The 25,838-nt window shown below is 60.8% G+C and carries 19 protein-coding genes; 9 read left to right on the forward strand and 10 right to left on the reverse strand.

Translation table 11 applies throughout. The features are described 5' to 3' along the window. Positions 1 to 40: 40 nt before the first annotated feature. Both BRAS3843_RS30615 and BRAS3843_RS30620 read left to right on the forward strand, forming a co-directional pair. A complete protein-coding gene (locus BRAS3843_RS30615; protein WP_008973045.1) occupies positions 41 to 1,156 on the forward strand; it encodes a substrate-binding domain-containing protein in 1,116 nt (371 codons plus the stop codon). A gap of 86 nt (positions 1,157 to 1,242) precedes the next feature. Next, the gene (locus tag BRAS3843_RS30620) at positions 1,243 to 2,607 is read left to right on the forward strand and encodes an FGGY family carbohydrate kinase (protein WP_008973046.1); all 1,365 of its coding nucleotides are present in this window, start codon (positions 1,243 to 1,245) and stop codon (positions 2,605 to 2,607) included. A gap of 147 nt (positions 2,608 to 2,754) precedes the next feature. Here BRAS3843_RS30620 and BRAS3843_RS30625 read toward each other — a convergent pair whose 3' ends face one another. Continuing rightward, positions 2,755 to 6,057: an adenylate/guanylate cyclase domain-containing protein gene (locus BRAS3843_RS30625; RefSeq protein ID WP_083841467.1), complete on the reverse strand. Its 3,303-nt coding sequence runs from the start codon at positions 6,055 to 6,057 to the stop codon at positions 2,755 to 2,757. Positions 6,058 to 6,221: 164 nt separating this feature from the next. On the opposite strand from BRAS3843_RS30625, the gene BRAS3843_RS30630 reads away from it, so the two are divergent. Together BRAS3843_RS30630 and BRAS3843_RS30635 are read left to right on the forward strand one after the other, a co-directional pair. Beyond that, on the forward strand, positions 6,222 to 6,473 hold the full coding sequence (locus tag BRAS3843_RS30630; RefSeq protein WP_139025015.1) for a hypothetical protein: 252 nt from the start codon (positions 6,222 to 6,224) through the stop codon (positions 6,471 to 6,473). 25 nt (positions 6,474 to 6,498) lie between these two features. Beyond that, entirely contained in the window at positions 6,499 to 7,527 is a 1,029-nt protein-coding gene (locus BRAS3843_RS30635) for a hypothetical protein (protein ID WP_139025016.1), read from the forward strand. Positions 7,528 to 7,549: 22 nt separating this feature from the next. Here the strand turns inward: BRAS3843_RS30635 and BRAS3843_RS30640 are convergent, their stop codons facing one another. Then, positions 7,550 to 8,185: a class I SAM-dependent methyltransferase gene (locus BRAS3843_RS30640; RefSeq protein WP_008973050.1), complete on the reverse strand. Its 636-nt coding sequence runs from the start codon at positions 8,183 to 8,185 to the stop codon at positions 7,550 to 7,552. Positions 8,186 to 8,495: 310 nt separating this feature from the next. Between BRAS3843_RS30640 and BRAS3843_RS30645 the strand changes: the two genes are divergently transcribed. Further along, positions 8,496 to 11,267: a hypothetical protein gene (locus BRAS3843_RS30645; RefSeq protein ID WP_008973051.1), complete on the forward strand. Its 2,772-nt coding sequence runs from the start codon at positions 8,496 to 8,498 to the stop codon at positions 11,265 to 11,267. Between the two features lie 202 nt (positions 11,268 to 11,469). Here BRAS3843_RS30645 and BRAS3843_RS30650 read toward each other — a convergent pair whose 3' ends face one another. From BRAS3843_RS30650 to BRAS3843_RS42365, 3 genes are all read right to left on the reverse strand, one after another. Next, positions 11,470 to 13,056 (reverse strand): FAD-dependent oxidoreductase, encoded by a 1,587-nt coding sequence (locus BRAS3843_RS30650; RefSeq protein ID WP_008973052.1) that lies wholly within the window; start codon positions 13,054 to 13,056, stop codon positions 11,470 to 11,472. Positions 13,057 to 13,120: 64 nt separating this feature from the next. Then, positions 13,121 to 13,927 (reverse strand): FAD-dependent monooxygenase, encoded by an 807-nt coding sequence (locus BRAS3843_RS30655; RefSeq protein WP_008973053.1) that lies wholly within the window; start codon positions 13,925 to 13,927, stop codon positions 13,121 to 13,123. Positions 13,928 to 13,947: 20 nt separating this feature from the next. After that, the gene (locus BRAS3843_RS42365) at positions 13,948 to 14,259 is read right to left on the reverse strand and encodes an FAD-dependent monooxygenase (RefSeq protein ID WP_008973054.1); all 312 of its coding nucleotides are present in this window, start codon (positions 14,257 to 14,259) and stop codon (positions 13,948 to 13,950) included. Positions 14,260 to 14,310: 51 nt separating this feature from the next. Here BRAS3843_RS42365 and BRAS3843_RS30660 point away from each other — a divergent pair, with 51 nt between their 5' ends. Then, positions 14,311 to 15,027, forward strand: a complete 717-nt coding sequence (locus BRAS3843_RS30660; protein ID WP_244425511.1) for a TetR family transcriptional regulator — start codon at positions 14,311 to 14,313, stop codon at positions 15,025 to 15,027. A gap of 706 nt (positions 15,028 to 15,733) precedes the next feature. Further along, positions 15,734 to 16,753 carry a LysR family transcriptional regulator gene (locus BRAS3843_RS30665; protein ID WP_008973057.1) on the forward strand — a complete coding sequence of 340 codons (1,020 nt, stop codon included), beginning with the start codon at positions 15,734 to 15,736 and terminating at the stop codon, positions 16,751 to 16,753. Between the two features lie 12 nt (positions 16,754 to 16,765). Here BRAS3843_RS30665 and BRAS3843_RS30670 read toward each other — a convergent pair whose 3' ends face one another. The 3 genes from BRAS3843_RS30670 to BRAS3843_RS30680 form a co-directional block, all read right to left on the reverse strand. Next, complete coding sequence (locus BRAS3843_RS30670) at positions 16,766 to 18,478, reverse strand: ubiquinone-dependent pyruvate dehydrogenase (RefSeq protein ID WP_008973058.1); 1,713 nt, start codon at positions 18,476 to 18,478, stop codon at positions 16,766 to 16,768. Between the two features lie 66 nt (positions 18,479 to 18,544). Further along, complete coding sequence (gene cydB, locus BRAS3843_RS30675) at positions 18,545 to 19,576, reverse strand: cytochrome d ubiquinol oxidase subunit II (RefSeq protein ID WP_008973059.1); 1,032 nt, start codon at positions 19,574 to 19,576, stop codon at positions 18,545 to 18,547. Positions 19,577 to 19,578: 2 nt separating this feature from the next. Further along, positions 19,579 to 20,982 carry a cytochrome ubiquinol oxidase subunit I gene (locus BRAS3843_RS30680; protein ID WP_008973060.1) on the reverse strand — a complete coding sequence of 468 codons (1,404 nt, stop codon included), beginning with the start codon at positions 20,980 to 20,982 and terminating at the stop codon, positions 19,579 to 19,581. 470 nt (positions 20,983 to 21,452) lie between these two features. Between BRAS3843_RS30680 and BRAS3843_RS30685 the strand changes: the two genes are divergently transcribed. Further along, on the forward strand, positions 21,453 to 21,821 hold the full coding sequence (locus BRAS3843_RS30685) for a LysR substrate-binding domain-containing protein (RefSeq protein WP_083841468.1): 369 nt from the start codon (positions 21,453 to 21,455) through the stop codon (positions 21,819 to 21,821). 277 nt (positions 21,822 to 22,098) lie between these two features. On the opposite strand, the gene BRAS3843_RS30690 is transcribed toward BRAS3843_RS30685, so the two are convergent. Both BRAS3843_RS30690 and BRAS3843_RS30695 read right to left on the reverse strand, forming a co-directional pair. After that, positions 22,099 to 23,088 carry an ABC transporter substrate-binding protein gene (locus tag BRAS3843_RS30690; protein WP_008973062.1) on the reverse strand — a complete coding sequence of 330 codons (990 nt, stop codon included), beginning with the start codon at positions 23,086 to 23,088 and terminating at the stop codon, positions 22,099 to 22,101. Positions 23,089 to 23,176: 88 nt separating this feature from the next. After that, positions 23,177 to 23,959, reverse strand: coding sequence for an ABC transporter permease (locus tag BRAS3843_RS30695; RefSeq protein ID WP_008973063.1), 783 nt, complete (start codon positions 23,957 to 23,959; stop codon positions 23,177 to 23,179). A gap of 258 nt (positions 23,960 to 24,217) precedes the next feature. Between BRAS3843_RS30695 and BRAS3843_RS30700 the strand changes: the two genes are divergently transcribed. Then, entirely contained in the window at positions 24,218 to 25,825 is a 1,608-nt protein-coding gene (locus BRAS3843_RS30700; protein WP_347379594.1) for a GMC family oxidoreductase N-terminal domain-containing protein, read from the forward strand. Positions 25,826 to 25,838: the final 13 nt, after the last annotated feature.

Here is a 25,838-nt window from a genome sequence, read left to right on the forward strand (position 1 = left end):
TTCAAGCCGCGGAAAGCGGCGTAAGAATGGGAGGAAGAGCATGAGACTCGGATTAGCTGGAGCGCTGCTCGGCGCGACGCTGCTGGCCGGGACGGCCAATGCGGCGGACAAGCGATGGGATGGGGCGGACGACCTGCCCGTCAATCCGCTGGCCTGCGCGGCCGGCGAAGCCGCCGCTCCTGCCGCGGCCAAGCCGTATGACGGCGGCCAGCCGACGAACGCCCCTGACAAGGCCGGCAAGCCGATCTCGCTGGTCGATGTGCCGAAGCTGATCGGCATCGGCTATTTCAACGCCACCTCGAAAGGCATGCAGGACGCCGCCAAGGAACTCGGCAACGTCACCGTGAAGACCGACGGCCCGACCGAAGCCAAAATCGACGAGCAGATCAAGTTCATCGACAACTACATCACGAGCGGCGTCGATGGCATCCTGTTCGCCGCCAATGATCCGGTGGCGATCGCGCCCGTGCTGAAGAAGGCGCTGTCGAAGGGCATCCATGTCATCGGCTACGATGCCAACTCGACGCCGGATGCGCGTGAATGGTTCGTCAACCAGGCCGAGTTCAACGGCATCGCCAAGGCGATGATCGACTCGATGGCGAAGGAGGCCGGCGAGGACAAGGGTTTTGCGATCGTCACCTCCACCTTTACGACCCCCAACCAGGCGCGCTGGATCGCCGAAATGTGGGCCTACGCCGAGAAGTGCCATCCCAAGCTGAAATGGCTCGAGACGGTCGAGGCGCAGGAGGACAACAACCTCTCCTTCAATCAGGCGACGACGCTGATCAACAAATACGGTGACAGGCTCTCCGGCCTGTTCGGCATGACCTCCGTCGCGACGCCGGCTTCAGCGGAAGCCGTGACCAAAGCCAAGCTGTGCGGCAAGGTCGCGGTCGTCGGCCTGGCCACGCCGAACGCGATGAAGCCCTACGTCAACGCCGACTGCGTCAAGTCGGTGGTGCTGTGGAACCCGGTCGATCTCGGCTATGCCGCGACCTACGTCGCGCGCGCCGTCGTGGACGGCAAGCTGAAGCCCGGCGCGACGTCGGTGGACGCCGGCAAACTCGGCAAGCTGAACGTGGTCAATGGCAGCGAGATTCTGCTCGGGGCCCCCTTCATCTTCACCAAGCAGAACATCAAGGACTTCGACTTCTGATCGCCGCTGACAGCGTCCCGGCTGCGTACCGCGGCCGGAACGCTCTGCGGCCACCTGTATCGGTGCGTGCACCACGGTGTTGAACGATGAGCCAAACGGTCGCGGTGCTCGACATCGGCAAGACCAACCTGAAGCTGGCGCTGTTCGCGCAGGGCCGGCTGCTCTGGGAGACATCCGCGCCCAACCGCATCGTACCGGGCCCACCCTATCCGCATGAAGATGTCGACGGCGCCTGGACGTTCTTCCTGGGCGCGCTCCGCGATGCGGCGCGCGCCCACGACATCGATGCGCTGGTCCCGACGGCCCATGGTGCGGCCGGCGCCTTGATCGGCACGAGCGACCTCGCCGCGCCGGTGATGGACTACGAATGGCCGGACGTCGATGCAATCGAACCGGACTATGCGGCGATCCGTCCGCCATTCGTGGAGAGCCTGTCGCCGAAAGTACCCGGAGGCCTCAATCTCGGGCGACAGCTCGCCTACCAGAAATGGCGCTGTCCGGATCTGTTCGCAACGGCAAAGTATTTCGTCCCCTATCCGCAATATTGGGCCTGGCGCCTGACCGGCGTCGCGGTCTCGGAAGTCACCTCGCTCGCCGCTCACACCGAACTCTGGATGCCGCGGCAGGGACGTGTTTCGAGCCTGGTCGAGGCGCTCGGCGTCGGTCATCTGCTTCCACCGCTGCGCCATGCCTTCGATCGGCTCGGCCCGATCCGACCCGACATCGCCGCAGTAACGGGGCTCGCTCCGGAAACGCCGGTTGTTTGCGGCATCCACGATTCTAACGCGTCGCTGCTGCCCTATCTCGTCTCGCGTCCAGCGCCGTTCACAGTCGTATCCACCGGCACCTGGGTGATCATGATGTGCGTCGGGCTTTCGCTCGATCAACTCGATCCGCGTGACGACACGCTCGCCAATGTCGACGCGCTCGGCCGGCCGACTGCCTGCGGCCGCTTCATGGGCGGACGCGAATATGCCGCTATTGCCGGCAGCAGCGGCAATCCGGATCTTGCTTCCATCGCGCGCGTCATCGCCTCGGGCACCATCGCCCTGCCCTGCTTCTCTGGTCAGGGCGGACCGTATGCGGCGACCAAAGGCGCGATCCGTGGTGACGTCGAGCCGCGCGATCGAAGCGCACTGGCGACGCTGTATTGCGCGCTTGTCACAGACCTGATGCTCACGCGCATGGGAGCCAACGATGGCGATCTCATCGTCGAAGGAAGCTTCGCCGGCAATCTCGCATTCTGCCAGACGCTTGGCGCTTTGCGGCCGCAGCAGCCTGTCTTTGCAGCGCGAGACACCGCAGGCACGGCCCGCGGCGCCGCAATGCTGGCGGATTGGCCGCCCGCCTATCCCATCGCGATGCCGACGGCCGTGACCGCGGCTCTGATCCCAGGTCTTGAAGTCTATCGCGAGGCTTGGCAGACGGCGATCAACCTGATCGCGCGCTGAGCGAGCTCGCACGAGCTGTTGCGGTCTAAGGTCCCGCACCTCAATGGGTTGCCGCCCTGAACGACGGGAATCCTCAGGAGCCGTCGCATTGCGTGGACGCTAGTCGCAACGCCAGAGGCGCCGACGATCGTCGTTGCCGGTCTCTCCTCAATGATGGAGCGATCGCTCGCCGAGCCCGGCCAGCAAGGTCCGCGCCGAAATCAAATCGCTCGTGTTGGTGCCCTCCGTAAACGAGTCGCTGATCGGCGCCAGCAGAGCATGTGCGCCGGCTTCATCTCCTTCGCTTTGTAGTAGCTCGGCCAGGTTGATCGCGGCGCGCAATTGCCAGAGCTTCGCTCCCTGATCAGTCGCCATTACAAGACTCGCCTGTAGCAAGGCTCGCTTTTCTTCGTTGTTGCGCGCGCCGTATAACCCTCGCAGGCGGATGATTTCCGCGGCACACCATTTTTCTCCGATCGATTCAACCAGCTTCGTTGCGCGATCAAGCAAATCCATTGCGCCGGCGCGATCGCCTATTTCGCCCCGTAACTCTGCCGCAGACGCCATGAAAAATGGTAGAAACGCCCAGTGTTCGGTGGTTTCGAAATGTCGGATCGTGACCTGCATTTCGTTGAGAAAGAACGGGTCGCGAGTGGCGCGAAATTGTCCCCAGCAATGGAAAATCATCCCGTCCCGCGCACCCTTGAATGTTTCGTATTCCGAGGTGATCTTGAAAATTCGGGCGGCAAGGTCGCGCACGCCCTGGTCGTCCCTCTGCATAATACGTTGCACGCATGCGCGGCGCAGGCCGAGAACCAGGCTGACCTGATGATTCAGTGTCTCCGCATGCTTGATCCCTTCGGTGCTCATGGCAGCACCCGAGTCTGGATTACCCATAGCAGTAAGGCAGATTCCAAGGATAGTGCAGGCCGAGACCTTTGGATCTCGTGTGGTTAGCGCCGCTTCAGGTCCATCTCGAGAAGCCTCGTACATATCGAGGAAGGACCTGAGGTCGTCGTGCGCCTTCGCGAAGCTGCCCGAAAGTAGATGCGCGAAACCGCTCGAGCGCTTAGCGACCAGCAGGGCCTGCCGATTCCCCGCTTTGTGGCCGGCATCACGAAGCTCGTGGGCGGACAAAAGCATCTTATCATACGCCGAATGAGTGAAATAGTAATTGATCAAACCGTCGTGCACGCGAATCATTTGATGAGTGTCGTCGAACTCCAGACACAGCCGGAGAGCTCTCTCGAACGTCGTGCGGACCTCCTCGCTGCCGGATCCCTCGTGGTCGATCAAGGCGCGACCGAGTGCGACCTGAATTGGGAGTTCACGTCGTCTCCTCTCAGGCGAATCCGGCAGGAGCTCGAGCTGGCGCAAAGCATTTCGAAGGTGGTTCACCATTTCTGCGAGCGCGAACCGCCCGGTCGCGAGATCCGCCGACCTCAGATAGTACGTCACCGCCTTGTCGGGCATGCCAGCTTCGGCAAAATGCCAGGCTGTTACTTGAGGAAGGGTCGCCTCGACGTCGGCCGGAGCCTTCTCAAGCACCTCAGCGATCTTGCGATGGATGGCGGAGCGCCGCTCACGTGGCAGCGAGGCGTAAGCAGTTTCTTGCACAAGGGCATGCTTGAACAGGTAAACGGCTTCATGAGGGATAATGAGCTGGGCTTCTATCAGTTCCCTCAGCGAGCGTTCGATCTGGATATGGGATAAATCAGAAATGGCTTGCAGGATGTCGAAAGAAAATTCACGCCCGATAACTGAGCTGGTCTGCGCGATTTCTTTTCCAAGAGGAAGGCGGTCAAGCCTGCTCATGAGAGAAGCGTGCAGCGTCGCCGGTATTGTGCCGGGGGCGAACTGCCATTCAGTTGAATCGTTCGAACCGTCTTTTTGCTGTCGGTCTCTTTCCAATATTGACCTGGTCAGCTCTTCGATGAACAGCGGCACGCCGTCGGAATTAGCAACGATGCGATCGACAAACTGACTGGACAAATGCAGATTGCCGGCGACTTCCTGGACAAGGACCGCCGCCAAATGCCGATCAAGCGCATTCAAGATGCGAACGGTAACGTGCGGGCGCGACGACCATGCGGGGTGAGGATCGACGCGACGCGACGTGATGATGACGAGTATCGGGATCTGCTCCGCCAGATCGATCAAGCGCGCCAATAAGTCGAGCGTTGTTGCATCAGCCCAATGGATGTCTTCAAAGGTCACGGCGATCGGCGACCGCCAGGCGGAGCTTTCAAATTGGCGAAGTATCGCGGTAAATGTCATCTCCTTCTTCGCGCGCGGGGATACGTTGCTCGCCTGTTCCTCGGCGGTGTTTGGGATCGAGAGCAGGTCGGCGAGATGAACGACGTCTTCCACAGAGGCATCGGCCGGCAGTGACCGCCTCAGTTTCTCGCGCCTCACATCCGCAGAGTCCGTGCCGTGAAGGCTTGCGATACGCTGGACCAGGTGGATAACGGGATAGAGCGGCGTGTGACGGTGTAGCGGCGAGCAAGAAAAACGGAAAGCAAAGTGTCTGGCATCGCGGACCACTTGCTCGATCGTAGCGACCAGGCGCGATTTTCCGATGCCCGGGTCGCCGCAGAGCAGCACGACCCGTCCTTCGCCACTGTTGACCTGCTGCCATCGCCTCTGAAGCAGTTCGACTTCTTCGATGCGGTTGACCAACCTTAGCTGTCGCGGGTGTAGTGCCTCGAAGCGGCTGTCAACCGAGCTTTGGCCAAGGACGAGCCACGCTGGTTCTCCGGGCGGCCGTCCTTTCATTATTCCCGTATCGAACTGCTGGTACTCGAAGAGGCCTCCGGCGAGGCGTTTGGTTGCCTCGGAAATACAAACTGTGCCGGGCCTGGCAGCGGACTGCAGGCGAGCAGCGAGATTGGGTGTATCGCCGATTGCCGCGGCCTCCTGCGATGCGCCCAATAGATCGCCAACGACGACCAGGCCAGTGGCGATGCCGACGCGCGCACTCAGAGTACCGGGAGGCCCTGCCTTGCTGGCAAGACCGCCAACTGCACTGACGGCTGCGAGCCCTGCGCTGATTGCACGCTCTGCGTCGGCTTCGTGCGCCTGGGGATAGCCGAAATAGGCAAGAATGCCGTCGCCTAAATAGCGAGCGACAAACCCCTCATACTGCTTGATTGCTGTTATGACGGCGCCGTTGAAACCGGCAATGACATGTCTCAGATCTTCGGGGTCCAGTTGCCTACCAAGGACCGTGGACCCGACCAGATCGACAAACATGACGGTCAGATGACGCCGTTCCAAACCGGTTTCTGGCAACGCAGCAACCGGCAGGTCAGACGGTACGCGCAGCGAGCTGGTGCCACATTCCCCGCAGAACCGCTTGTCCGGCGCGTTTTCCGAGCTGCAGACGTGGCACCGCCATGGCAATGGCGCCCCGCAATCGCCACAGAATTTCTTGTTTTCCTCAACGGAAGCCCTGCAGTGCATGCAAATCATGCGAGTTTCCGAGATAGCCGCCGAAAAGCCGTATCCTGCTGACTCCGCTTCAACAAATCAAGGTCGACGGCCGAAGCTAGCTGGACCGTAGCACGCCGACGTCGCAATTATTGCAAATTCGGATGGACGCCTCGCGGGCTTTGAGTAAACTTTTGAGATTCTCAATGGCGCCAGTGGGTGCCTACCTTTTTTCCAGGGAGGCGTTGATGTGTTTCGTTCCAGTTCCCGGCAAGCCAGATACTTATAGGCACGTGTTAAAGAAATTCATCGTGACCATACCGTCAAACCGAAAGCAGATCGCCGCGCTTGCGCAGGCGCTCAACATTCCACCTAAACAGTTTGAAAAGTTTGGATCCGGCAAGATCCTGATCGTAAACGACCAGGGCGGCAGAAAGCCACCAACCAAGAAAAAGTAGCAAATCGCAGCAGAGCGCGATGCCCATGAGTGTATTGGACAACGTGGAGCTTCGCCCGGACATCAAGCGAACATCAGTCCTGCGGCGGGTGCCACGATTGGACTCTGCATCCTGTGTCGCTGTGGCTGCATTTGAAGGCGACGTATGCGCCTTTGAGCTGCCACAGGACACCACGCCCATCATCGTTGAGGATGTTTCGGGCCGGTCATTGATGTTGGCTCCTGGTGACCTTTTTCTTGCAACACCAGGGTACCGGGAGTCGACGCGCTGGGTTGTTGGTGACATTCCAACTGAAGGCCTGCTCCCCGGCAACCTGTATTGGGTGTTGGCGCAAGCAGGCATCGTCGGAAACCTGGTAGGCGACTCACCCGTAAGCAAGGGCCATCTGGGCGAAGTCAGATACGTCGGTGCCCTGCGCATGGGCGGCGACAAAAACCTTAACATTCGAGATTTCGCGCTCAACTCGGATCCCGGCAAACCGGACCGGGCGCTGCTTTATGTTGTGCTCGGCACCTCAGCGGAGGTTGGAAAAACCACGGCGGGCATCGCAACGATTCGTTCTCTGCTTCAGAGTGGCATGAGAAACTTGGTCGTTCTGAAAGCCACGGGCACTTCATCCATCAGTGAATTGCTCGCCTATCGAGACTTTGGAGCAACGCACGTACTGGATTGCGTCGATTTTGGGCTGCCGACGACGTATCCGTCCGGTCGCGCCGGCATGGAGAGCGTGTTTGACCGGGCGCTCGACTATTGCTTCTCAATGGCGGCCGACGCGGTTCTGATTGAATGCGGTGGCGACTTTCTGGGTGCCAACGTACCGGTCTTTCTTGAACGTCTCCGGAGCAGGCGCTCCGACGGCAAGATCATCCTGGCGGCATCAGATGCGTTAGGAGCCTTGGGCGGCAAGCTGACGCTGTATGACATGGGCTTCTCAGTCGACCTCATCACCGGCCTGTGCACGGACACACCTACGCTTCGACAGAGAACCGAGAAGCTGTGCGGCATACCCGCCATCAACATGGCGCGGGAGGGAAGCAAAGGCCTTCCGCCGTAAATCACTTTCGAGCGCCCATCAATTAGCGACGCAGGCGCGCGCTGACAGTCCAGAATTCACGAAGCCGCGCGATCTCTACGTGCTCGCAAAGGTCCGAGAACGTCTCGAAGATCTCGTCGTCGGTTGGGTAATTTTTGACGATTTCAAAGGTCTTGCCATTGGGTAGAACGCGCTCGGTGTAGAGGTTATTCCATTCGTCCCGCCGTGAAATGGGGCTGCTGAGGCCCTCGATGTAAAATTGGTCGAACATGAGGATCAACGCGCCTGGTGCCAGCCGGCTCGCGAAGTGGCTCAAGAATTCCTGGCGCCGCTGCCTGTGGACGTGCGACCACCAGAGCATTGCCATCCCCGCGCTGAAGGTATCTGGAAATTCGGGTAGCTGGTAGGCATCGGCTACAATCAGGCTCACGTGCGAACCAAGACTTCGCTGCGCTGCTATGGCCAGCGTTTCGGGATTGCAATCGGTCGCCGTGATTGTCTTCGCGGCCGGCGCCGCAACCTCCGTCCAGTAGCCGGTGCCCGCCGCGACTTCGAGAATTGTGCTATTCTGCACCCGTTCGACAACCCAGGATCTCAGAGCGACAAGGTCATCCTGGCGTCGGCTGACCTGGTAGAACTCGTCATACACCGCGGCACGTTCGCGATAATACGCTTCCATGCTCCTGCTGTTGTTTGTTCGATCGTCTGACACCGGTGAGCCTGAGAACTTTCCCTAACGAGGCAGTCGGACCCGTAGGTGCTCACCCGCCATTTCGAGGTCTTCCATAGCTGGATGGGCGAGGAATAACCCGAATTGAACAGCTTGATGTGTGAACCACCCCACAAGGGGGTCCGCAAAATTGATCATAGCTTAGCAGGCGTACCGTTTTGATCAACGCTGACTATTCGCGGCCATTTTGCGCTGCGGCAACCGAAAGCACCAAGGTCTGATGAGAGAGTAGATTTCTGCGAGCCGTCAGGAGGCAGCCATGTTCGAGGAATTCGATGCGCACTCCCAAACCAGGATCCTGCGGGATGATTCAGGAGTTGCCCGTGCGCTTTCTCACGACCGTTATGTCAGAACCGACGCGCGGACAGCGCAGCTTGCTGCAGGCGACTATCTCAATCGATACGGCGAGCTTCTTGGTCTGCAAGCGAGCCAACTGAAACAGTTGTTTGCGCCCCTCGCGCAAGATCCAACCTCGGATCAAATCGAGTTCCGGCTGCGCAGTGAAAAGCATCAGTTCGATCTCGTCACCATGGTCTTTAGCCAGACCTATTTCGGACTGCCGGTCTGGGAAGCAGGTCTCGCAGTCACGATGAAAGAGAACCCGTTGCGCATCGTCGGAGCGCAAACAACGCAACATCCCGATCCAAAGGTCAAGCGGCCGTCACCGGACGCCCTCTCCCGGTCGAAGGCCATCGACCTTACAGGCCTGGCGAGAAGTCTGGGACTTGATGCCCGATCGGCGCGAGAAGCATCGTTTAGCATCGACCATCAGAGGTTGATGATTTACCGGTATGACGGAGCCAAGCGTACCCACCTCTCGGTCCCCGCAGCCAAACGCCTGCCCGCACTACAAGCGGCCGGTCCCGGTCTTCCGCTTCCACCTGTTCATGGCTCGATTCGGGAGGGAGAGCATTATGTCGTTACGGCGGTCTACTTCCGGTTTGATACGTCCGGCATGGAACCGCTGCATTGGGTCGCGCTGGTCGAAATCGAGACGGGCTCCGTGCTCCTGCTGCTGCCCTTTGCTGACAGTGTGACCGGCATGGTTTTCATGACCGATCCGGTTACCCTGGCGGGGGGCCCGTTGCCAAATGCGGCCAGCTTGGTACTTAACCCGGTGCGCAGCTCCGTAACGCTCGCGGGGCTCTCGCCCCCGGTAAACGGCAGCCAGTCCCTGAGTGGGAGCAACGTCATCCTGACCGAAATCGAGGCGCCGACGATAGCGGACCCTCAGATCTCGAATGGAATGAGCTTCGACTTCGACGCCCGCAGCAACGATTTTGCTGCCGTCAACGCCTACCACAATTGCGATCGGTTCTACCGTTTGCTGGAGGATCTGGGTTTTGATCCTCCCAGCTATCTGCCGGGAACCATCTTCCCGAGTCCGGTAGACCACCGCGGCCACGCCGATCCCAATGACCCACAAGGCATTGAGATCAACGCGCATTGTGTCGGCAATGCGGGAGGAGTGGGAATTGGCTATACGAGCTTCGCCCTGGCCGATCTCGGAGATCTTAACGCTCCGATTGGTCTCGCCTGCGATTTGCGCGTGGCAATGCACGAGCTGTTTGGCCATGGCGTCCTTTTCAATCACGTGGGCAAGGCGAATTTCCGCTTCTCGCACAGCGCAGGCGACAGCTTTGCCACCGTTCTGAACGATCCGGGAAGCCAGGCGCAGGATCGTTATCTGTCATTTCCATGGATCACGGCTGCCGGCCGTCGACACGACCGTGCCGTTGCCGCCGGCTTCGGCTGGAGCGGCAACATCGCACTGCACCCGTTCGATCCGACGCTGGACTACAAGGGCTATGGTAACGAACAGATCCTTTCGACGACGATGTTTCGCATTTACCAGTCGATCGGAGGCGATTCCACCGATATCGCCATGAAGCAGTTCGCTGCGCGCGTCGTATGCTACCTGATGCTTACGGCGATCGGCGGCCTGGACGCTGCCACCAATCCACCAGCAGCTGAATATTTTGCGGACGCGCTGAGAAAGGCAGACGCGGCCGACTGGTTGTCCGAGGGATTGTCAGGCGGGGCCTACGGAAAGGTAATCCGCTGGGGATTCGAAAAACAGGGCATGTACCAGCCTAACGGCGTCTCGAAACCCAACAACAATGTGGGTACGCCGCCGGACGTCGATGTCTATATCGAAGATGGCCGAGGCGGCGAATATCAGTTTCAACCCAACCACTGGAGCTGCCAGGCGATTTGGAATCGCCGCCTGAATGACGGCGGCGCCGTTCATGAAGAGCCCGTCGTTGGGGTCACAAACTACGCTTATGTGAAGGTCAAGAACCGAGGAACACAGACCGCCGTCAACGTGACCGTGCGGGCTTTTCATTGCCAACCATCCGCTGGGCTCACCTATCCCGACGATTGGCAGCCGATGACGACGGCACAGCTCCCGTGCGCAAATGTGCCGCCCAACTCGTCCGCGGAAATTCTGGTTGGGCCATTCGAATGGGTTCCTTCCCAGATTGGTCACGAGTGCATGTTCATGATTGTATCGGCGTTCAACGACCCGAGCAATATCGACAACTTTACCGCGACTGACTCGATAGCCGAGTGGCGGTTAGTCCCGAACGACAACAATATCGGCCAGCGCAATGTCGCGCCGGTCAGCGCCACTCGCAAGTTGCTGGTGGCGGGATTTGATCGAATGAGCTTCCATGTGAAGAACCCGCTCCGCAAACGAGCTCGTATGACCCTTACGGCCTCGCTGCCTTTGACTCTCGTGAAACGTGACTGGCGGATCGCATTCGCTAATGCTGGCTCGGATGCGTTTACCCTCGAACCAGGCAATGCCCGAGAGATCAAGATGCGGATTCTGCCTGGCAAGGATTTCAATCCTGACGACTTCCACAAGGAAGAGGAGCCCGTGATTCGGATCGAAGCACGCGCCGATGGGATATTGGTGGGCGGAATGTCCTATCCACTCGTGACTAAAGCCAAGAAGGCGGTGAAAACAAAACCTCAGCTCCGCGGCGCGGCCAAGTCGCAGAAATCCAGCAAGTCGAAGCGCTAGATCGGTCGAATAAGGCCTCTCCTTGCCGAAACGTACACGCAGAGGACCAGCGCTGGCCGATGTTGTTAACTTGTTGCCCGAGATGGCTGACGGGAGATCACCGCCGATCATCCCGGCTTTCAATCGAGACCTTCGCAGTTCAGCTGGCGCAGCGCCTTGTCCACTCAAGACGAATCGTGCGTGCCCGCCATTATGTTCGCGATCAGCTTCTGCTCGGTTCACCGAACCATCGCGATGCGGCCTGAGCCGCCTCCTGGAGGTTGGGAGTGCCCTCGCCGACCCAGGCCACGATTCCATCGGGACGCAGGAGCAGAGCGCTCAAGCCCAGCCGTTCCTTGGCGTCACTGCCGACATAGGTGATCCGGTCACCCCAACGCCCCGCGAGCGTTTCAAGCGGCGCGTGCGCTTCGAAGTCAAGGAACAGCCCTTTGCCCGTCCTGAAGAACCCGCCGATTTTTCGCCCGTCAGCCAATTCGAAGTCAGGAACGCTGCGGCCTATGAGCGGATGGCCGCCACCGAGATCATAGCGGAGGGAGACAGCCCAGACGCGCTCGGCGAAATAGGTCGCGCCGTCGCGCGTACCAATCAGATCGCGGATGATGGCTTCAAGCGCGCGCGAGCTTCGGCTTGGCCGCATCACCGCGACCTGGGCACGCGACCAGTCGAGGACGGCCGCGCCCACCGGGTGGCGTTCGCTGAAATAGCTGTCGAGCAGATCGTTCGGCGCGTCGCCACGGATGACGGCAGCCAGCTTCCAGCCGAGATTCATCGCATCGCCAAGCCCGAGGTTGAGGCCTTGGCCCCCAAGGGGAGAATGGATATGCGCAGCGTCGCCGGCAAGCAGCACTCGTCCGTTCCGGTAAGCGGTCGCCTGATTGGCGCGATCCGTCCAGGTGGTCGCAAGCTTGAGCGCCCTCACGGTGACATCGGCACCAGAGACCTGGCGCAGGACTGCCTGCACGTGCTCGCGCGTGATCGGCTGGGTTCGGTGGAAGGCGCCGCCGTCGAAGTGAGCCATGGCGATCGTCCCCGGCCGGGCAAAGGTGTACGTGCCCGCGGGCGTATAGTGCTGGCCGGTTTGGAGCTTGTCCGGATCGGCCAGTTCGACGTCCACCGAATAGCCAGTGAATTCGGGATCGGTGCCGGCGAAATCGAAGCCGCCGAGCTTGCGAACGATACTGCGCCCGCCATCGCAGCCGACGAGCCAGCCTCCGCGAAAGGTCTCGTCGCCGGCGCGAACGGTCACGCCTTGGTCTGATTGATCAAAGTCGTCAACGCCGTGGCCGCGCCTGATCTCGACTCCCATTGCGTCGGCCCGGGCGGCGAGGACAGATTCGAGAGCGTCCATGTAGACCGCCATACGGGTGCCCGCAGGGCTCGGCAAGCGATACGTCCATTTCGATGTGTCGATATCTTCGTGGAAGAACTGGATGCCGGCGAAATGGCCGGCTGCTCGGCGCGGCTGTTGCATCCAATGCGGGGCGGCGGCCGAAGTACGATCGTCGGTGCGACGCGCCCCACCACTCCCGTCCCGCTGTTCGCGACGAAAGGCTTCGATGATCGGGCTGGTAGCCGCTATCTTCTGAATGTCGTCCAGCAACCCGCGACGATAGAAGGCTTCGAGGCTGGGCGCCGAAAGGCCCCGCAGGCCGAATGGTGCTCCCTTCAAATGGGTCTCGGGGTGTTCAGCTTGCTCCAGCACCAGGACCGACCGGCCAGCAAGGCGCAGTTCGCACGCGAGAAACAGGCCGACCGGCCCAGCTCCGGCAATAACGACATCATAGATCATCGACAAAATCCTCAAGCAGTCGGGACGCCAAGCGTGGAACGCGTAGGAGAGGTCGGCGGGTGCGTCAGGGTTGCGCGGGGCGGTCGCTCGCAAGCGCGTTCGTGAAGAACTCGATGAGGCGGAAGGGAGTGCCGTCGTCGAGACAGAGCGCCAGGGTCTGGTGCGCGTCTGCGGCAGCCGACTCGCTGCGCGGAAACATCGCCGCTTCGTAGGCGGCGAGCGCCGCCTCTGTCGCGTCAGGATGCGTCGCGATCGCGGAGGCGAGCTCGGCGCCATCGAGCATCGCGAGGTTTGCGCCCTCTCCGGCCGGCGGCGCGAGGTGCGCGGCGTCCCCGACAAGCGTCACCCCAGGTACGCGCTTCCATCGATGTCCGGTCGGAAGAGCGTGGAGCATGCGCAGGACCGGCGTGGTCTCGCTGTTTGTGATGAGCGCGGTGAGCGCCGGCGCCCATCCATCGAACTCGGCCGCAATTTTTGCTGCCGCGGTCGCGGCGCTGAAATCAAGGCCGGCGAACCACGCGGCGGGACGGTTCAGCGCGATGTACGCATGAATAACGTTGCCAGCCTCGCGGTGCGCGAAAATTCCCTGTCCGGGGGCCAGCGCGAACAACGCGCCACCGCCGACCGCTTCAGCCGCCGCGGGGTGCCGCATGTCGGCATCATACAGGTAGGTCTCGACAAACGACGTTCCGACGTATTCAGGCTTGCTCTTGGAGAGCAGCCCCCTGACGTTCGACCAGGCACCGTCGGCTCCCACGAGGAGGTCACTGGTGGTGGCCGACCCGTCGGCGAATGTTAGTTCGTGCCGGGTACCGCCGATCGCTGCGATACTGCTGACCTTCTTTCCCCAACAGATCGTCCGCGGCGGCAAGGAGTCGATGAGGATACGCCTCAGGTCCCCTCGAAGGACCTCGGGCCGCCGGTACCGTCGTCGCGCTGCTCGAACAACACTCTGCCATAGCGGTCGAGCACCCGCGAAGCTTGGCCGCCCTCGTGGATGATGGCGCGGAATTCATTCATGAGACCGGCCGCAGCAAGCGCGGCCTGCCCGCCGTGCTCGTGAATGTCGAGCTGGCCACCTTGCGCCCGGGCTTCCGCCGAAGGCTCTGCCTCGTAGATCGTCGCGGGGATGCCGCGAAGAAATAAGACGCGCGCTAGGACCAGGCCGCCGAGACCTGCCCCGACAATCGTCACGGGGGTCATAATCGTTCCCTTCAGAGCGGCCTGGAATGCCGTTCCATTGTAACTGATCTATTGGAACATCGTTCCAACCGTGTCAAGTTGAGTGTTATGGCAACCAAGATTCGGACTGAACGGCGCACGGACGCTCTCTCGAAGGCGAGGATCGTCGAGGCCGCGATCGAAATCCTCGACAGCGAAGGCGAGGACGCCCTGACCTTCCGCGCGCTCGCTGCCCGGCTTTCGACCGGGAGCGGAGCGATCTACTGGCACGTCGCCGACAAGAACGATCTCCTTGCCGCGGCCACAGACCACGTCATCGCCGGCGTCACGGCTGATGCGGTGAGGGGATTAAGGCCGCAGGAGGTGATCCGCACACTCGCGCTGGGCGTCTTCGACGCCATCCACGCTCACCCTTGGGTCGGAGGACAACTCTCCCGTAACCCCTGGCAGGATGCAGTCCTGAGAATGTTGGAACGCATTGGCAGTCAGGTCCAGGCGCTCGGCGTTCCCGAACGCGCGCAATTCAACGCCACCACCGCGCTCATGAGCTTCATCCTTGGCCTTGCCGGCCAGTACGCTGCAGGCGCCCGCGTCTTCCCGCGTCACACGGATCGGTCAGCGTTCCGCAAAGCATTCCTTGAGACCGTTGCCGCGAAATGGGCGCAGCTCGATCCGACGGAGCATCCCTTCGTGCGGCAGCTGGCAACAGTGCTGCCCGAGCACGATGATCGCGAGCAATTTGTTGCTGGCATCGATCTTATCCTCGCCGGCATGGAAAGCGTCCAATAGGCGTGCTTCCCGGCCCCGCCAACAAAGCCGCGCGTAGCAGGACGTGGGCTTGATGCGGGTTCTCACGATCGCGATCGCTCGATGCTGGTCAGGAGATGCTGGTCAATTGTCCCGCCTTGGTGCAAGTCTGCATTGAGCCGCGTAGTGAGCAGTGGTCCTTGGCGAGACCGCCTGGACGGATAGTTCGTCGAAGTGGATGAGCTGACGCATCTGTTGGTGTCAGCAGTAGGGAGCGTGGCGCTGCGCTCCATTGCTCCCCTCTCCTATCTGAGCATCTCGTAGCGCCAGTCCTTGGAGCATTCGACAACTTTCTGGCATTTGCCGCCCGAAGGTCTTCGGTAGTTTCATCACTGCTGGGAGAGGACACTTATCCAAAACTGCGTCAACGGAGTGTGCGGAAGACAGTAGCGGGAGTCCGCGACATCGCGAAACCGACTATTTCGGAAGCCCTGTTTTCTTTATCGTGCCAATCCAACTACACCTACCTGCTACGGAGTGAAGGCTCAGGGCCGACAGGCGGCGGATCAACACTGCCCGGGAGGTTGGGGCGCCGCGCCGGTGATCCGAGCCAGTTCTCGGCGCATGCCGTCCTGTCATTGTCAATTCGATGAAGATCATTCAGAAGTGAGATGAACCGCCTTCAACGGCGATGCCCGCTCGATGCTTTCATGGTATGGGGTGAGACAGTACAGGTGGAGAATTTGGATTGGCGATCCGTCGGGTGGACCTCAACCTCTTTCGTGTATTCGAAGCGATCATGCGCCACCGCAGCGTTGCCGGGGCAGCCCGTGAGCTGAACATTACCCCTTCGGCGGTCAGCCACGCCCTGGCCCGTCTCCGCCAGTTGCTTGACGATCAATTGTTTATCCTGGCTGAGACCGGCATGACGCCGACCGCTCGGGCGCTCGAACTTGCGCCTGATATCAATGAGGGCTTGCGACGTTTCGCAGAGGCAGTCACGTCAAGGAGCTTCGATCCGCTCCGGTCCGCGCGAACCTTCCGTATCGCAATGTCGGACTACGCCGGCATGACGTTGCTGCCATTGATCGCGGACAAGGTTGGAAAAATGGGGCCGAACATCAACCTGCGGATCTTTCCGCTGAGCCGCCTCGATCTGGTCGCCAACCTTGACAGCGGTCAAGTGGAGATGGCTGTCGGCTGGTTCGGAAATCTCCCAAGACGGATGCGGCGCATGCCCGTGCTTGCCGAATCCGAGGCCTTGGTGGTCCGCGTTGGCCATCCATTGACGGCATCGGAGATCACGATGGAGCGGCTGTTCGCCTTTCCACATGTCGTGGTTGAGTTGACCGGCAGCGAGGCACGCCCCGCGGACGGCTTTATCGAAGAACAAGGCGTCGAACGGCGCGTGTGGATCGAGCGTCTGCTGCTGGAACAGGAGAACGACAGGAACGGATTGGTCGGACGGGTCGCCATTTCGTTGCCGCATTACTCCGCGGTCGCGAATCTGGTGGGCCGCAGCGACATGGTAGCAACCCTGCCCCGCAGTATCGCAATCCGAGAAGCGGCCCGCGAATCGCTTGTGATTCTCGAGCTGCCCTATGATCCGCTGCAGGTGATGGTCGAAACCGTCTGGCATGAGCGCGCCAACCAGGATCCTGGATTGCAATGGTTCTTCGACGAAATCCTGCCGGCGGCCGCGGCGGATCTGAAAATGGCGACCGCCGACCACGCCGAGGGACCGGCCGAACCGGTCCCTCGCACGTGATTTCAGACCAAGTCAGATAAAGTTTTCCTTTGCCATCTCCCAGATCTCCCCTCCCCGGCCGTGGAGCACGGCCCGCGCCGCATAGAGCGCCATGCCGACGGCCGGCTCAAATTCAATGGTCGGAGGCATCACGAGCTGCATCGGTGCGACCTTGACATGAAGAAGCGCCGGCCCGGGCTGAGCGAGCCACTCCTGAACGGCGTGCTCGAGCTCGGCGCCCTTCGTGACGGTGCGGCCCCAGAGACCCATCGCTTCGGCGACCTTGCCGAAATTCGGGTTCTTCAGGCTGGTGAACGTCGGCAGCAAACCTTCGGTCTTCTGCTCGATCTCCACGAAACCGAGTTTTCCATTGTCGTATACGGCGATCTTCACCGGGAGATTCTCCTGGATCACCGTCATCAGTTCCCCGAACAGCATGGAGAGTCCTCCATCGCCGCACAGCGAAATGACCTGACGGCCTGGCTGACACGCCTGCAGACCGAGCGCCGACGGCAGCGCCGTGGCCATGGTTCCGTGAAGCAGGCTGCCGAACGTGCGCCGCTTGCCATTGACTTTCAAATATTGGTGCAACCAGACCACCGGCGTTCCGTCATCGGCAGAAAACAAGGCGTCTTCAGCGGCGTAGCGATCGATTAGGGTCGTGAGATAGGTCCCAGTGATGACGTCACTGTGGACCGGCGTGGCCTTGGCATATCTTTCCTGCATCATGTGCTTGTAGCGCTCGACGTATTTGTCGTGATGAGAGGAATCGTGACGTTGGGCGAGACGCGGCAGCAACGCCGCCAGTGTGGGCTTGATCCTGCCGATCGAAGCCATCGTCACCGGATGGCGCCGGCCGAGATGGGTCGGCTCGATATCCACCTGAACGATCTTGGCTTGGTCCGGATAGAACTGACGCCAGGCGAAGTCGGCACCGAGCAAGAGCAGCGTGTCGCAGTCGCGCACCGCGTGGTAGCCGGACTCGCCGCCGATGAGGCCCGTCATGCCGACATTGTGCGGATTGTCGTATTCGAGGAAATCCTTCGCGCGCGTGGTGTGCGCCACCGGGGCCATCAGTCGTCTGGCGGTCTCAATGACCTCCGCATGCGCGCCCTGACAGCCTGATCCGGCGTAGATAGTTATCTTCTTTCCGCCGTTGAGGATATCGGCCATGCGATCAAGTTCTTCGTCGCACGGTACAATGACGGGCTTGCTGACGTGCACGCCATAGGGAACATCGTCAGGGATATCCGCCTTGGAGACGTCGACCGGAACGATCAGCACCGCCACACCGCGCTTGGCGATCGCAGCCTGGCACGCAATCACGGTCTTCCGCCGAGCCTGTTCGGGCGTGTAGATCATATCGCAATAGACGCTGCAACCGCGATAGACTTCCTTGAAATCGACTTCCTGGATGAAATCGAAACCAAGCTCGCTGCGCAGCACCTGGCTCGCGATCAGGATGACCGGGGCCCGATTTCGATTGCACTCGTAGACGCCGTTGACGAAATGAAGACTGCCGGGACCGCAGCTTCCGGCCACGGCCGTCAGCTTGCCGGTCAACTGCGCTTCGGCACCGGCCGCGAATGCACCCGCCTCCTCGTGGCGAACGTGAACCCACTGGATGTCGCTCTTGTCGATGCTATGCGCGATATCATTGAGCGTATCGCCGACGATGCCGTAACAGCGCTCAACGCCAGCGGATTGCAGTGTCTCGATGATCGCGTCTGCGACTTTCTTAGCCATAGGCGTTTTCCTTCTCGGAGGCTTCGGATTGCTGGGTCAAAGGGATGCCGATGCGACCGCGGCCCGCTAGTCGTTCTCGGGATAGGTGGAGCTGTAATCGAAGGTGACGTGCGCCGGGGCCGGCTCCGTCTCCTCCGCAATCTTGCCGCGGAACATCCAATAGACGACCGCGGTGTAGCCGAGCGTCAGCGGCAGCACGAGGAGTCCAGCGCCCCAGAACATGAAGTGCAGGCTGCTTTCCGGCGCCAGCGCCTGCTCGACCGTGATCGAAAACGGGATCATGTAGGGCCAGAACGAGATGGCAAGGGTCGCGAACGCGGCCAGGAAGATGAACGCAACCATGCGGAACGGCTGGAAATCGCTGCGATCCGCGATCCCCTTGATCAGGTAGTATGCCGCGACAGCGCCGATCAGGGGAAACAGCAGCAGGTACGGCCGTTCCAGCCAACGCCCCATAATGCGAAGATCGAGTGTTAGCGCGTAGACGAATGCGACGACGAGAAAACACCCGACACCGAACGTCAGCGGCGGCAGGAGATCATAAATGCGCTTGCGCAGCATGCCCTGCGATTTGCCGACGAGCCATGCAGCCCCGAGCAGCGCGTAGCCAAAGCAAAGACCGACGCCGCACAGACATGCAAACCCGCCGAGCCAGCCAAACATTCCGCCGGAATAGCGGCCGGCCGTCATCGGCAGGCCTCGAACCAGCGCACCGATCATCATGCCTTGCACGAAGGTCGCGACGAGAGAGCCGGCAACAAAGCTGCAATTCCATATCCACCGAAACCTGATCGTGTTGTGGCGGAATTCGAATGCGACCCCGCGCAGGATCAGCGCACCGAGCATCAGGACGATCGGGAGATAGAACGCCGATAGCAGCGTCGCATAGACCCTGGGGAACGCACCAAACAACACGGTGCCGGACACCACGAGCCAGGTCTCGTTGCCGTCCCAGACCGGGGAAATCGCCGACAGCATGCGGCGGCGATCGGTCTCGTCGCCGGCAATGGCGAACAGGATGCCCACGCCGAGATCGAATCCGTCGAGCACGACATAAAGCAAGGTGCTCACGGCCAGGGCCGCGACCCAGAACAGCATGCTCACAGCCCCACCCCCGAGCTCGCCGCGGACGCGGGCGTGCCCTCGGCAATTGCCAATGGGCGCCTCGGATTGGTCACGAGCTCGCCAGATCGCGGCGCGGGCCCTGTCTTGAGCAGACGATAGATGTAGAGCGTTCCGAAGCTGAAGATGAGGAGATAGATCGAGACGAAGAAGATGAGCGACGCGACCGTCGCGCCGACGGTCAGCTCCGGCGAAACGGCATCTGCGGTTTTCAGAAGGCCGTAGACGGCCCAGGGTTGCCGGCCAACCTCGGCGGTGAACCAGCCGGTGAGAATGGCTGCGAACGGCAGCGGAAAACTCAGAAAGATGCCCCATAGCAGCAGGCGCCGCTGCTCGAGCGTTCCCTTGATCAGCCGAAAAGAGCCTGCCCAGGCGAGCGCCAGCATGATCAGACCGCAGCCCACCATGATGCGGAACGCGAAGAACGGGATCAGGACGGGCGGCCGCTTGGCGACCGGAAAATCCGCAATGCCGATCTCCTTCGAACTGAAATTGCCGACCGCGACCAAGCTGCCGAGCCAGGGAATCTTCATTTCGTAGCGGTTCGTCTCCGCGGCATCGTCGGGAACGGCAAGTACGACTTCGCCCGCAGGTTGCTCATCGTGCCATCGCGCCTCGATGGCGGCGAATTTCGCCGGTTGCAGCTCGTGGACGTATTCACCATTGAGGTGCCCATAGAGCAACTGGATCGGCATCAGAAGCGAAGCAAGCACAAGACCCATCCGCAGCATGATCCGTGCTTCATCAACGAAGGTAGCCCGAAGCGCGTACCAGGCTCCCGTGGCGGCGACGCAAAAGGCACCGGTGAGATAAGCGCCGATCAGCATGTGCGGGAAACGAACCCAGACGACTGGGCTGAAAATGATGGCGCTCCAGTCGGTGGGAACGTAGAGACCGTCGCGCAAAACGTAGCCGACCGGTGCCTGCATCCAGCTGTTGTTGACCATGATCCAGAATGCACTGAACGTGGTTCCGAGCGCGACCATCAAGGTGGAGAACAGATAAACGAGCGGAGGCACGCGATTTCTGCCGAAGATCAGAACGCCGAAGAACGACGCCTCCAGGGCAAAGGCCGTGAAGCTTTCGTAGACCAGGAGCGGCCCCTGGATCGGTCCGGTGGCCTCCGACAACCGACTCCAGTTGGTGCCGAACTCGAATGCCATCACGACACCGGAAACGACACCGAGTCCGAAGGTGATGCCGAATATCTTGAGCCAGAAGTCGAACAGCCTGCGATAGACGGCCCGGCCGCTCATCAGATGCGCTGCCTCTAGCACGACCAGCCAAGCACCGAGCCCGATGGTGAACGACGGGAAGATGATGTGAAACGACACCGTAAATGCAAACTGCAAACGGGATAGCAGTAACGCCGTCAGGTACATCGAATGTCTCTCGTCGTTTTCGTGAGAAGGCGATCGTAATAGGCTGATTGGCAGTGATCGAACGGAGCGCGATGTCGTGAACGCCCTGTCGCTCAAGCTCCGACCGACGCTTCCATCTGTCTGACGCAAGGAGAACGTCGCTGGCCGACGTTTCGTGCAGAAGCGACACGACTGTCAACGCTGAAAGTTCTTCAGCTCTTTGTTGAATCCTGATCACGGTGCCGCGTGATCAAGAGATCGTTGCAACGCTTGGCGCTTTCGAAAATGACGACGACCAAGCCAATTTCGGTTTGTGATATCCGGCAGCGGATCGCCGCCCGTGCGAGAGTATTGCGATCGTGATCACCGACCGCATGTGCAACCCGCCAAGCCGTATACTTCGAGCGTTACTCAGATGCGTTGAAAGCTTCGAGAATCATTTGGAACGACCGCGCTGCGCCAGAGCGACCAGGCACGGGGACTGAAATGGAATTGACGTTGCGCACTCAGCATGGGGTTCCGCATGGGCTGGCAAAGAAAAAAATGAAATCCCGCTGCATGATTTGGCTCGCGAGCCTCTGATCTGTTTCGAACCCGAGACGCCACACGGAGCTATGGTCTCGCAATTGTTCGAGAAGGAACGGCTCCCTGCGCAGGTGGATTTTCTCATCAGGCATGTCGAGACAGCGGTCGGTCTCGTTGCGAACGGCGTCGGAATAGCTCTGGTCGACGAGTTCTCGGTCGTCGACACTTGGGAGCTGCCGATATCGGTCGTCCGCATAGAGAACAGCCCGATGCTCAATCTGCATCTCAGCTGGAACAAAGACGTCGTGAGATCGCAATTTTTCAAGCGGCTCTAGTCTTTGCTGTCGCGTTCGCTTGATCGCGACAAATGATACGCGCCTCGGCCAGCGCGCCTGCTCGGAATTCGAGGTGACGACGGCGCGCAGCCGAAGTCGAAATCAAGATTGCCTAGGTCGCTGCCGCCGGGCGCCGGCGCGAGTAGAAGGTCTACTCCCACTCTCATGCATATTCACGCCCGTTGAAGACCGCGCCCGAGGGCACGCAGCCTGCAAGGCCCGCGCGACGAAGGCCACGGGCGGCACCCCCCGGGGGCGTACCGCCGCGCTCCGCACTTCAAGCCAACGTCTTGAGGTAGAGGCTCGGATCGAAATAGGTGCTGGCCGGAGTGAAGTCCTTGACTCCCGCATTGGCCATGAAGAAATCAGTTGTCTGTTGCAGCCATTTGGTGACCGTACCGTCGGTATAGTATTTCTTCCACTCCTGCGACGTGAACATCTTCTGAGCTTTGAACTGCTCCTTGATATCCGCGATCGGGGTCTGGCTATAATGACCTTTCTGCAGTGCTTCGAGAGCCGCGTCGCTTTGCGAGATCATATAGTCGTTGGCTTCGCTCCAGCCCCTGATCAGCTTGGCGAGCGTTTCCTTGTTCGTGTCATAGAAGCCGTTGGCCGCGGCCCAGCCATCGATGATGGCAGCTTGCGGGTAATAGGCCGATGCGTCCGTGAGTTTCACGGCATCCGGCACCTTGTCCCGCACCGCGACGTTGAACGGCACCCATAGCGCGACCGCCGGCACAGCGCCGGATATGAATGCCGTTACCGCCGCCGGCATCGGCTGGTTGACGAGCTCGACTTCCTTGGGATCGACGCCGTTGGCGCGCAGGGCGCGGTCGAGGAAGACGTGGGCCGTAGTACCGGTCGACGTCGCGATGCGCTTGCCCTTGAGATCGGCATACGATTTGATGCCTGCGTCCGAGTGCACCCAGAGTTGCGCGGTCGCGACCTCGATGTCGTTGATCAGGAACACCTTGCCTTGTCCGCGCGCAGGAAAGTTCGAGAGCACCGCGCCGGTTGCAAGGACATCGAGACTGCCGCCGACCATCGCCTGGAAGACTTCGAGGCCGGTGTTGAACTGACGCAAGTCGAGCTCGAGGCCCTGCTTGTCGAAAAAGCCCCGGTCGACGCCCGTCCAGATCTGGCCGTCGACCGCGACCGTATGCAGGTAGCCGACGCGAAGTTTCGTCTTGCTTTGCGCGAGCGCTGGAGCGGCGAGGCCTGCGACTGCCGCCGTCAGTGTCGTCTTCAGGAATTTTCGCCGATGCATGGTCTGCTCTCCCGTTTTCCGATCGGTCCGTTGATCGCCAGTGAACTGAACTTCCCGTCAGGTGCGGTCCGGTGGACCGCCCCATCGGCTATCGCAATGGACTCGCGCGCTCCTGCCAAGCCAGAAGCCGCGCAGTGATCCGCCGCAAGATCGTATCCATGATCAGCGCTACCACTCCGATGCAGATGATGCCGACGTAGATCACGTCGAGAAGGAAATAGGCTGCGGCATTTTGGATCAGGGCGCCGAGGCCGCGTTGCGCCGCGATCAGCTCCGCGGCGACCAGGGTGGCCCACGCAACCCCGAGGGCAACCCGGAGCGCGGTCAGGATATGCGGCAAGGTCAACGGGATGATGACCTTGCGGAAGATTTCCCATTCGCTCGCACCCAGGGTTTGTGCGACCCGAATGTAGAGTGGCGTGATCTGGGACACGCCTTCGTACATCACGATCACGCCTGAGAAGAAGGCAGCGTAGAATAGGATCACCAGCTTGGCGACTTCATCGACGCCGAAATAGACGATCACCAGCGGAATCAAGGCGATTGGCGGCAGCGCACGAAAGAAGTTGATCATGGGATTTGCGAGCGCGTGAGCCGACTTGTACCAGCCGAGCAGAAATCCGGCGGGAACAGCGGCGAGAATACCGAGCGCAACGCCAATAAAAACGCGCCGCGTTGATACGTAGATGTCGAACAACAGCCCCTCTTTGCGCAACAGTTCGACAAATTTTGCGCCGACCTGATGCGGAGCCGGGACCAGCGAGGCACTTACGAGACCGCTCGCGTGTATCCCGTACCACAGCACAACCGCGCCGATCCAGGGTGCCGCCCGAAGCGACAATTGCCTCAGAACCTGTCCGCGCTTTGCCATGCCATCTTTCCCGCCGCACGGTTGCTCTGCTCGACGTGATAGTCGAGATGGTTCGATCATTCAACGATCGCGCATTGGCGTACCAGAGCGAAACGACCCTGCAACCCTCGTATTCAAAATCGCCGTCGCTCGGCAGAAAAAGCTGTTCGATGCTGGCCAAACCGTGCATCCATGAGCCTCGTTGCAGCTCGATCGTTGTGAGATGCGTGAGGCCGGCCATGATGTCCGATAGATCTTATGCACGACGGAAGGCCCATGATGGCTCAAGGCTATGACTACATCATCGTCGGCGCGGGCTCGGCTGGCTGTCTTGTTGCGAACCGCCTGTCGGCTGATCCGGCGTGCCGGGTGCTGCTGCTCGAGGCCGGAGGATCGGATCGCAATCTCTGGCTCAGGCTTCCCGTCGGCTACTATCGCACCATCTACAATCAGAGATTCTCCCGCCTGTTCGTGACCGAGCCGGACGAGACCACTGGCAACCGCGCGATCGTGTGGCCGCGAGGCCGCGTGATCGGCGGCTCCTCGTCAATCAACGGCCTGATCTTCATTCGTGGCCAGAAGGATGGCTTCGACGACTGGGAGCGCCTGGGTGCGAAAGGTTGGAACTATCGTGAACTGCTGCCGTACTTCCGTCGTTACGAGCGCTACCGCGGCGGCGAAAGCCAGTATCATGGTGGGCTGGGCGACTTCGACGTCTCCGATCTGCGCAACAATAATCCGGCCTCCTCGGCCTGGGTGAAGGCCGGCGTGGAGTTCGGCCTGCCGCACAATCCGGACTTCAATGGCGAGACAACCTTCGGAGTCGGTACCTATCAACTCGGGATCGGCTCCCGTTGGCGCACCAGCGCAGCATCAGCCTTCCTGCGTCCGATCGCCGGTCGCAAGAACCTCACCATCATCACGGGAGCCCATGTTACCCGCGTGCTGTTTGCTGGCCAGGTCGCGGTCGGCGTCGAATGGATCGAGGGAGGTCAGCGCCTGAGCGCAACGGCGGATCGCGAGGTGGTGCTGTCGGGCGGAGCGCTGCAATCGCCGCAGATATTGCAGCTGTCAGGCGTCGGGCCAGCCGAGTTATTGCGCAGCATGGGAATTCCCGTGATCGCGGATTCCCCCGAGGTGGGTGCGAACCTGCAGGATCACTATCAAGCGCGCATTATCGTGCGGCTGAAGCGGCCGGTCTCGCTCAACGACCAGGTCCGCAACCCATTCCACCTTGCACGCATGGGCCTGCAATGGGCGATCAGCGGCAGCGGCCCGCTGACCGTCGGAGCAGGACAGGTCGGCGGCGCCGCTTGCACTGAACATGCGGTGGGCGGCCGGCCCGACGTGCAGTTCAACGTGATGCCGCTGTCGGTCGACAAGCCCGGAGATCCGCTGCACCGCTTCTCAGGCTTCACGGCTTCGGTCTGGCAATGCCACGCGCAGTCACGCGGCCGGCTTGCGATCAGGTCGACCGATCCTCTCGACCAACCGCGCATCGAGCCGAACTATTTCGCCGCCGAACTCGACCGCAAGACCATCGGCAGCGGCATGCGGATGCTGCGCGACATCTTCCGGCAGACCTCGTTTCGTCAGCTCTGGGATGTCGAAATCGCGCCGGGTGATGCCGCGACCAGTCCGGAAGCGCTGTGGGAGTTCGCGCGAACCACCGGGGGCACCGTGTTCCATTGCTGCGGCACCTGCCGCATGGGTAGCGACGAGCGCGCCGTCCTCGACCCGCAATTGCGCGTCCGCGGTGCCGACCGCCTCCGTGTGGTGGATGCTTCGGTGATGCCACTGATCACATCGGCCAACACCAACGCAGCCAGTCTGATGATCGGCGAGCGGGGCGCTGCATTGATGCAGGACCACCGGGCGCCAGCCTAAATCCACCCGAAGC

Origin of the sequence: Bradyrhizobium sp. STM 3843, assembly GCF_000239815.1 — a bacterium.
In the GTDB taxonomy this organism is placed as follows: Bacteria; Pseudomonadota; Alphaproteobacteria; order Rhizobiales; family Xanthobacteraceae; genus Bradyrhizobium.